7 protein-coding genes are annotated in these 9357 nt (G+C 46.5%); 3 read left to right on the top strand and 4 right to left on the bottom strand.

Annotated features, from left to right (window positions below; genetic code table 11):
- Positions 1-371: 371 nt before the first annotated feature.
- Together HY877_07940 and HY877_07945 are read right to left on the bottom strand one after the other, a co-directional pair.
- Entirely contained in the window at positions 372-1448 is a 1077-nt protein-coding gene (locus HY877_07940) for a cytochrome d ubiquinol oxidase subunit II (protein ID MBI5300202.1), read from the bottom strand.
- A gap of 26 nt (positions 1449-1474) precedes the next feature.
- Positions 1475-2851 (bottom strand): cytochrome ubiquinol oxidase subunit I, encoded by a 1377-nt coding sequence (locus HY877_07945; GenBank protein MBI5300203.1) that lies wholly within the window; start codon positions 2849-2851, stop codon positions 1475-1477.
- A 109-nt stretch (positions 2852-2960) separates the two neighbouring features.
- Here HY877_07945 and HY877_07950 point away from each other — a divergent pair, with 109 nt between their 5' ends.
- Positions 2961-4868 carry a serine/threonine protein kinase gene (locus HY877_07950; GenBank protein MBI5300204.1) on the top strand — a complete coding sequence of 636 codons (1908 nt, stop codon included), beginning with the start codon at positions 2961-2963 and terminating at the stop codon, positions 4866-4868.
- The gene (locus HY877_07955; protein MBI5300205.1) at positions 4834-5745 is read left to right on the top strand and encodes a GGDEF domain-containing protein; all 912 of its coding nucleotides are present in this window, start codon (positions 4834-4836) and stop codon (positions 5743-5745) included. Before HY877_07950 ends, HY877_07955 begins: the two co-directional genes overlap by 35 nt.
- Positions 5746-5820: 75 nt before the next feature.
- Here HY877_07955 and HY877_07960 read toward each other — a convergent pair whose 3' ends face one another.
- Positions 5821-6030, bottom strand: coding sequence for a hypothetical protein (locus HY877_07960; GenBank protein MBI5300206.1), 210 nt, complete (start codon positions 6028-6030; stop codon positions 5821-5823).
- Between the two features lie 154 nt (positions 6031-6184).
- Between HY877_07960 and HY877_07965 the strand changes: the two genes are divergently transcribed.
- A complete protein-coding gene (locus HY877_07965) occupies positions 6185-8827 on the top strand; it encodes a PBP1A family penicillin-binding protein (GenBank protein MBI5300207.1) in 2643 nt (880 codons plus the stop codon).
- A gap of 1 nt (position 8828) precedes the next feature.
- Here the strand turns inward: HY877_07965 and HY877_07970 are convergent, their stop codons facing one another.
- Positions 8829-9302: a peptidylprolyl isomerase gene (locus HY877_07970; GenBank protein ID MBI5300208.1), complete on the bottom strand. Its 474-nt coding sequence runs from the start codon at positions 9300-9302 to the stop codon at positions 8829-8831.
- Positions 9303-9357 lie beyond the last annotated feature (55 nt).

Genomic DNA, 9357 nt, shown 5'->3' on the forward strand with positions numbered 1-9357 from the left:
ACGACATCATTATTTGCACATGTCTTATCTGGTGTCATTCTGAGCCGCAGGCGAAGAATCCAGTGAGGACAGTATTGGCATGGGATTCTTCGCTTCGCTCAGAATGACATCTATGCGCAATTACTTATGACGTTATGTATATAAAAGAAAAAACGATATCCCTCTTTTTTGAAAATAGTTGGCATGACACAAGTTTCATAGCATCGGCATCTTGAGGGGGGCAACCGTAATTTACCGTTAAAGCAGTATTTTTAGCGTTTCGGTATTCGTTACAATTATAAATTATGACATAGGCAACAAATAATACTGTTATAACGGTAAGATATGATGCTTTATGAAAGTGTTGAAAAATGTATTTTATTTTGCACTCGCTATAATGGTTTTTTTCCTTTGAACAGATAAAGGAGAAACGTGAGGGAAGGAATTAATAGGACGGAACCGATGGCCAAACTCCAGATCATGGCCCAGAGGACTGCTGGCGGCGCTTTGACAGCTTCCATCGAAAGAGGAAAAATTAAAAAAGGATATTGCGCCACCACCCAACCTAAAATAACGCTGAGGACTAATCCCTGCGAGGAAAGTGCCGCCATCATGAAATGATTTCGCCATAACGCCCACAACGAAATGCCTCCGGCAAGCATTGCTAAAACAATAAAAATCAGAGAGCGCTGTTTGAAAATATTCCACAAGAACGGAGCATCGTTGGCGATAATCGCGAGGCCTGCCAGCGCCAAAACACCCATCACCACACTCATTACCAAAGAACGCCGTCGCCACAGAAGTATCAGTGTAGTTTTATTTTCGATTATAGGGGCAGGCAAAGCCCCCTCCACCGGCAAAGCCGGCGGAGCTTCCCCCTCTCGCGAGCAAAGCTCGCTTCCTGCTTCTCTTGTCAGATAAACTGCAGACAACCATGTTGAAATGCCGACGAAAAAAAACGCGGAAAAAATGGAGAAAGGAGAAATCCATCCTGTAAGATAATTTCCGGAAAAATCCCCGTTTTGCAAAATACCCGATTTTCCGGAAGCCGCCGCACCAAAAGCCATCCCAAGAAAAAACGGCGTGGCCGTTGAAGCAAAAGAAAAAACAGCGCCCCAAAGGGTTTGTTGACGCACCATTCCTGCGACGTAGGAACGAAACGCAAAACCCACCCCGCGAAAAATAATTCCAACAAGAGCCAGCAAAAGCGGAAACCACAGTGATCTTCCAATGGCGGCAAAGACCGGCGGAAAAGCGGAAAACAAAATGACAAGAATAAAAATAAGCCAAACGTGATTGGCTTCCCAGACGGGACCAATGGCAAGGGTGAGATGTTCTTTCTCTTTTTCGGAAGACTTAAAAGCCGTGATAACTTCCCAGACTCCCACGCCAAAATCGGCGCCGCCCAAAATGGCGTAAAGAAAAATACCAATCACAAGAATGACGGCCAAAATTTGTTCAGGCAACATAGTTATCCTAAGAAAGCGGTCAGCTATCAGCGATCAGCAATCAGCTTTTGGCTGAAAGCTGACTGCTGATCGCTGACCGCTTTCTTATAGTTATCATCCGGCAACGGTTTTTTTGCCAAAAGTCTCAGGACAAAAAGTGTTCCCACTGCCAAAATAGCGTAGATGAGAAGTGTCCCCAAAAACACAAAACCAACCCCGGGCGCTGAAGTCACCGCGTCTGCTGTTTTCATAAAACGATACGCAATCCACGGTTGCCGACCTACTTCGGTGACAATCCAGCCGGCTTCAAGCGCCAGAACAGCGGCAAATCCCGAAACAGCCAAACTCCAAAAATAAAGTCGGCTCTCCGGAAGACGGCATTTCCGTAATACCGAAAACAGAGTCCAAAAACTTAGGAACAGAAGAAAGGTACCCATTCCCACCATCACCTGAAAAGCAAGATGCGTGACAAGTACGGGAGGACGATTTTCTTTTGGAACTTCGTTGAGTCCCTGCACAATGGCGTGACGATCTCTGTAGGCAAGCCACGAAAGTCCCCCCGGAATTTCCAGCGCGTATCGCGTTACACCTTTCGCGGCATCAGGCAGTCCGCCCAATCGTAAAGGAGCGCCCGCCTGTGTTTCAAATTGTCCCTCAAGAGCGGCCAGTTTAACGGGCTGATATTTAGCCACCATCTTTCCGGCAAAATCACCAACAACAGCCTGAAAAGGTGTTGGCACAACAGCGAGCGCCAACGCCAGCCAAAGCGCCCGGATGTGATATCGGCTTCTCTTTCCTTTAAGCCAAGACACGGCGTAAACAGATGCAACGCAAAAACCGGCCACCATGTACGCCGCCAAAATCATGTGGAGAGTCTGTGTTGGTGTGGCCGGACTCAACATCGCGGCGATGGGATCTACGCCGGTCACAATTCCATTCAGAATCGTAAAACCATTGGGGGTATTCATCCACGCGTTCGCCGTAACGACAAACCATGCCGAAGCGACACCGGCAATAGCAATGGGAACACCGGACCACCAATGTGCGCGAGGAGAAAGACGGTCCCAACCGTAAAGATAGATGCCAGCAAAAATCGCCTCGAGAAAAAAGGCGAAGCCCTCGAGAGTGAAAGGAAGACCGATGACACCACCAAACGTTCCCATAAATTTAGGCCACAACAATCCCAACTCAAACGAGAGAACGGTTCCCGAAACGGCACCCACCGCAAACAAAACAACAAAGACCTTAGACCAGCGACGCGCCAGTGTTTTCCAAATTTCATCTCCGGTTCGCAAATAGAAATATTCCGCTGTTAGTAACAAGACGGGGAAACCAACTCCGAAACAGGCAATGATAACATGAAAACCAAGCGTGAAAGCCATCTGCAAACGGGCCAAAAGAAGTGGAGTAAGAGACTCAAACATAGACTCTTGATACGCACATCATCGCTCATTTGCAACATTGATTTTCCCACTTTTATTCATTACGTTATAAGTTGTTGGTCCATGGTCCCTAGTCCATGGTCCTTCCCCTATGTCTGACACCGAAAAAACCGAAGAAACTGCGGGTCCCCAAAAAGCGGGGCAATATTATATTCTCGAAAAAATTGCCCAAGGTGGAATGGCCGAAATTTATAAAGGGCTCGCCTACGATTTGGCCGGTATCAAAAAAACGGTTTGCATCAAAAAAATTCTCCCCAACATCGCCGCTTCTCGCGAATTCATCGACATGCTCGTCAATGAGGCCAAGATCGCCGTCAAACTGAATCATGGCAACATTGCCCAGATTTACGATCTGGGAAAAGCGGGCGAAGATTATTTTATCGTGATGGAATATGTTGAGGGGCAAACTTTAAGCAAACTTCACAAAAAAGTTTTGCGACTCGGGAAAAAAATTCCTCTTCCCATCGCCTGTTATCTGATCTCTGAAATCGCGAACGGTCTGAACTATATGCACCGTAAAACCGATGAGGACGGGCATTCCCTGCACATCGTCCATCGCGACATCAGTCCGCAAAATATCATGGTCTCCTATTCGGGGACGGTCAAAATTATTGATTTTGGCATTGCAAAAGCCGCCGTCAAAGTGGGTCACACCGAATCGGGAATTCTCAAGGGGAAATTTGCCTACATGTCTCCCGAACAGGCGCGCGGAGATACACTGGACCACCGAAGCGATATTTTTTCGCTCGGCGTTATTTTGTATGAACTATTGACAGGGAAACGTTTGTTCAAGGGGACCGACAATAAACAGACGCTTCGTAATGTTCGCAAAACCAAGGTTGTTCCCCCTTCCGAAGTCAATCCCGATCTGTCCAAACAGATTGACACCCTTGTTTTGAAATCTCTTTCCAAAGATAGAAGACACCGTTATCTTTTTGCTTCCGATTTTCACGAAGAACTTCAAAAATTCTTGCACACCCATTTTCCCGATTTCAAGTCTTCGCAAGTGGCAGAATATATGCAATCCGCGTTTCAGGATGAATTGGTCCTGAATCGCAAATTAAATACAGAAGGAAATGCCACTCCCCATTTGATTTTAGACAAAACAGAAACGGCGCACATTGATGAGTTAAGTGAAAAAACTTCCAGGAAATCTGCCGGCATCAATTGGCGCGAATTCATGATTGACGCGGAGTGGCCGGAGACCAAAGACTTAAAAGAAGAATCGCCGGTCGCTGAAGAGAGCGAGAGCGAAAGCGAAAGTGAACACACAGAGGAAAAGAAAGTGGAGGCAACCCCTTCGTTTGTAAAACAAGCTGTTTCTTGGGGAGCCGGTCTTGTTGTGTTTTTTTCGCTGAGCCTCGCCGGATATTTTTACTACAGGACTATGGACCATGGACCAGTGACTATAGACTATGGACCATGGACTATGGACCATGGACCAAAAACTACGCAGGAGACAATTACGATTCAGAAAGAGGAACTAAAGTTGGCATCGGTAACGATAGAATCAAACCCCTCCGGCGCCTCTGTTTATCTGGATGAAAATGAAATCGGTCAAACAACACCGGCGCAATTACTCAATTTGCAACCCGGCGAAAAACATACCCTTGGTCTTTATTTAACGAATTATAAATTTTTCAAAACGGATTTTGAAACCCAAGCCGGCGAAACACAGAAATTTCATGTGGAACTCGCCATGGATTATGGATCACTCAAAGTTATTTCAGAACCTCCGGGTGGATCGATTTTCCTTAACGGACAATTAACCGGCACCACCCCTCTTCTCAAATCAGATTTGGCACCCGGAGCTCTCATAAAGGTAGAAGTTCAACTCACCGGTTTTTATCCCTATTCCGAGGACCTACAGATTGCGGCCGGAAGGGAACATTTGGTTCATATAAACTTGGATCGGCTTCCCTCCTTGCCAGTCCCCAAAACAGCACCTATAATGAACCCCGAACATGAACAAAACCAAGACACAGGAACCACCCACTGACCAAACCGTAGTCACCCAGCTTGAAAAGATTGAAAGTTCAGGCGAAAAACATGCCTATATCCTCTTTCTTTCCGGACCGTTAGTCGGAAAACTTCATCAACTTAATGACGGAGAAACCATCCTTGGAAGAGCCCAAGACAGCACCATCGCCGTGGAGGACAATCGCATCTCTAGACACCACATTTCTATTACCCTTCAACACGGAGAGACGTCCTTAAAAGATTTGGGTTCCACTAACGGCACTTTTGTAAATGGGAAACGCATCCAAAGCACCATTCTAAAAGATGGGGACAAAATACAGCTCTCCTCCACCACGGTGTTTAAATTTGCCTATCAGGATAAACAGGAAAATATTTTTCATAAAGAGCTCTACAAAATGGCGGTCATTGACACCGTCACCGGTATTTTTAACAAACGCTATCTTCTTGATCGCCTTAAGGAAGAATTCAGCCACTCAAAACGGGCCAATCTCGCCCTTTCTTTGATTATGATGGACATTGACCACTTCAAAAAAATCAATGATACCCATGGTCATTTGGCGGGTGATTTCGCTCTGGCGCATCTTGCCGCCACCATCAAACCGATGCTCCGTCAGGAAGATATTTTTGCGCGCTACGGAGGGGAAGAGTTTGTGATTATCTTAAGAGGAGCCGAAGCAGAGGGAGCCCTTCAACTGGCTGAAAGAATCCGAACTAGTGTTGAAAAATCAGCGGTCCAATTTGAAGCGCTAATAATTCCGATGACCATAAGCTTGGGTATTGCCACACTCGGCAATGCGGATTTCAAAACGCCCGAAGAATTCATCGCAGGCGCGGATCATTACCTGTATGAGTCAAAAGAGGGCGGCCGAAACAGGACTTCTTGCAAAAAAGCATAAATGTCCCAAAATAAAAACCCCACCTTGGTTGTCCAAGATGGGGTTTTCTTTCCAACTAAAACATAAAGCTAAAGCTTACTGACCACCAGTAGGTTGACCGGTGGGAGCAGGAGCTCCTGCATCCGGTGTTGGTGCCGCTGGAGCTGGTGTTGGCATTGGTGCCGCCATAGGCGCCGCCGGTGTTGCTGTTGGAGCTTCTTCTTTTTTCGCTCCGGTACAACCCAAACACAAGGTACTTGCGGCAAACATTGCGACAAGTCCTTTGATGATAATTTGTTTCTTCATGAGTATCCTCCTGTTTGTTGAAAAAGTTGCAGTCGATATACAACATATTTTCAGATTGTCAACGATACCGCTAAAAAATGTCAGTTTTACTTAGGCATCACAAGACGAAGGTATCAACTTGAAGGGGTTGTTACATTGTGTTACCAGAGACGAAATGCCTTCCTTAAAAGAAACGGTTCAAGCAATCGGTCGCTTCCTTAAAGTCATGATTACTCTGTTCGCCACCTTTGTGGGGACAGCTTTTGTGGCCGTCATGCTGGTTTATTTTTATTTTGCGCGCGATTTGCCCAATATCACGACGATTTCGGATTATCATCCCTACCTTATCTCTCAGGTGTTTGGATCGGATGGCACTCGTATCGGAGAATTTTGGAATGAAGAGAGGCGCTATTTGGTTCCCATCGAGGAAATCCCCCCTCTTTTAATCAGCTCTTTTATCGCCGCGGAAGATGCGCGTTTTTTTGAACATCACGGAGTTGACTTTAGAGGAACTTTAAGAGCCTTTTTGGCTAATTTTAAAGCGGGAGGAATTAAACAGGGAGGATCCACCATCACCCAACAAGTCACCCGCTCTCTCCTGCTGTCACGGCAGAAATCCTATACACGCAAAATCAAAGAGGCCATTCTGGCTACCCGATTGGAACGCTATCTCAGCAAGGATCAGATACTTTATCTTTATCTGAATCAAATTTATTTTGGTAACCGAGCCTATGGTGTCAAAGCCGCGGCTGAGGATTATTTTCACAAAGACCTTAAAGATTTGAATGTCGCCGAAATGGCCATTTTAGCATGTCTGCCCCGCGCCCCGGAACTCTATTCCCCTCTCCGTCATCCTGATAAAACCAGAGAAGGGCAGGAATACGTTTTGTCCCGCATGGTGGAACAAGGCGTTATCAGTTATAAAGAGCGTCTGGAAGCTTTGGCAACCAACATCAAAGTTTATGTGCTGGGGGTTGATAAAGAGAGCAACCTCGCTCTTGCCCCCTATTTTGTCGAATACATTCGGGAGATGTTGCTGAAAAAATATGGTGAGGACAAACTTTATTACGGAGGTTTGAAAATTTATACGCAACTTGATCCAGTCATGCAAAAAGCGGGCAATGAAGCGTTACAAAGAGGTTTGGAAGTGGTTGACCGGAGACGTAGTGGCTGGAGAGGAACACTGGACAATGTTGCGCCGACAAGCATCCCTTCGGAAAAAGAAAAAATTCATCAGCAAATTTTACAGGAAGAACGTAAACAATTTGTGATGTTCCCTCCTGTTCCCGAATCGAGTGAAACCCCGACACCCATTGAAATTCACAAAACCTATTCCGCCGTTGTCACAGGTTTTCAGGGGACCGAAACACAGATCGCGGTGGGAAGAACTTCTGGCGTAATTCCAAAAAGAGATATGACCTATGACCCAAAAACTCTGGCCTATAATGAAAGTTTTTATATCAACGACCCGTCAAGCGTTCTAAAAATAGGCGATATCGTCCGCGTGCGCGCAGAGGGAGATGGACATTTCTCTTTCTATCAAGACCCGCTGGTGCAGGGAGCCTTGTACGCGCAGGAAACCACAACGGGTTATGTGAAAACAATGGTCGGTGGCTATGATTTTGTGAAGAGCGAGTTCAACAGAACAATGGATTCCGTTCGTCAGCCCGGTTCCTCTTTCAAACCCTTCATTTATGCGGCGGCCCTCGACAAAGGTTACATGTTCAAGACTCCTCTTATTGACAGTCCGTTTACCATTCGTGTCGGCGATGAGATGTGGAGTCCCAAAAATTATGACAGTAAATATCGGGGAATGACAACGGTTCACAACGCCATTGTTCACTCGCTGAACGTTCCCACGGCACGGGTTGCGTTGAATATTCATCTCCCCTACCTGACGGCTTATATCCGCAAAATGGGCATTACAACACCCATCATGAAATATCCTTCGATGGCGCTGGGCGCCAACGGCATGCATCTTTATGAAATGGTCGCCGCCTATTCCACTTTTCCAAACTTGGGTGTCTATCACGCTCCAACTTTCATTCAGAAAATTGTCGATCAAGATGGAAATGTGCTGGAGGAATATAAAATGGACCATGGACTAGGGACTATGGACCATGGACTGGAAACTGGGGATCAGGAACAAAAAAAAGAAGATGCAGAAGAGGGTTTCAACAAATCTCTTTATGAAGCCAATCAAAAATTTATCGAGTCGGATGGTCTTAAACTTTCGAAACAGGATTTGAAAGTTCTTTACGGTGATAATATTCCAGAGGGGCACATTATGACGCCGGAAACTTCCTACCTTATGGTGAAACTCATGACAGATGTCGTGCAAATGGGAACAGGTCAGCGTGTGAAAAAATTAGGGAAACCCGTGGCGGGCAAAACCGGCACTTCCAACGATGAAACCGATACGTGGTTTATCGGTTATGTTCCCGATCTGGCCGCGGGCGTTTGGGTTGGTTACGATGCTATCCGTTCACTGGGTAAAGGGGAACAGGGAGGAAGAACCGCGGCGCCTATTTTTCTTGATTTTATGCAAACCGCCACAAAAGATTGGGAACCCAAAGAATTTGCAATGCCTGAAACGCTGAAAGGAAAAGATCTTTTTGCAACGGCAGGGGGCTCCGCCAAATTTTCCGATTCGAAACCAGTAGCGGCGGCAGTACCAGCAGAGGGTGGAACAAGTCAGGATCGCTCCGCTGATTTTCAGGAAGCCGATATGGAAGGCTTATCCGGCCATCAACCCTCCATAGCACCCGTTGGCCCACCTGAAGAAAATCCCTCCGAAGAAAAACCGGAAGAATATTGAATCACTCCACCTGAATTTCGATGTCTTGAATGGTATCGCCGCGTTGGATTTTTTGAACCACGTCCATTCCGCTTACCGTTTGTCCGAAAACAGTATAGCCACCATCTAACGAAGGCTGAGGGGCCAAAGCGATGTAGAATTGCGAACCGCTGGAACGCTTCTCGGGGTTCACGGGTCTGCCAAGAGGATCGGTTTCTGGCAGGCGCGCCCACGCGAGGCTCCCCTCTTTATGCGGAAGTTTGATTTCGGCGGGAATGGTGTAGCCCGGACCACCCGTTCCAGTGCCGGTCGGGTCTCCACCCTGAATCACAAAACCCGGAACCACACGATGGAAAGTCAATCCTTTATAAAAACCTTTTTTAGCGAGTTGCAAAAAATTGGTGACGGAAAAAGGCGCCTCTTTTGCGTAAAGGTCAACCTTGATCTCTCCTTTTGAAGTTTTAATGATGGCAGAATATTTTTTGTTGGGATCCACATCCGGTGCGGCGGGTGCTTGCCACTGAATGGCTTGCCACTGAATGGCTTGCCAC

It is taken from the genome of Deltaproteobacteria bacterium, from assembly GCA_016213065.1.
In the GTDB taxonomy this organism is placed as follows: Bacteria; UBA10199; UBA10199; order SPLOWO2-01-44-7; family SPLOWO2-01-44-7; genus JACRBV01.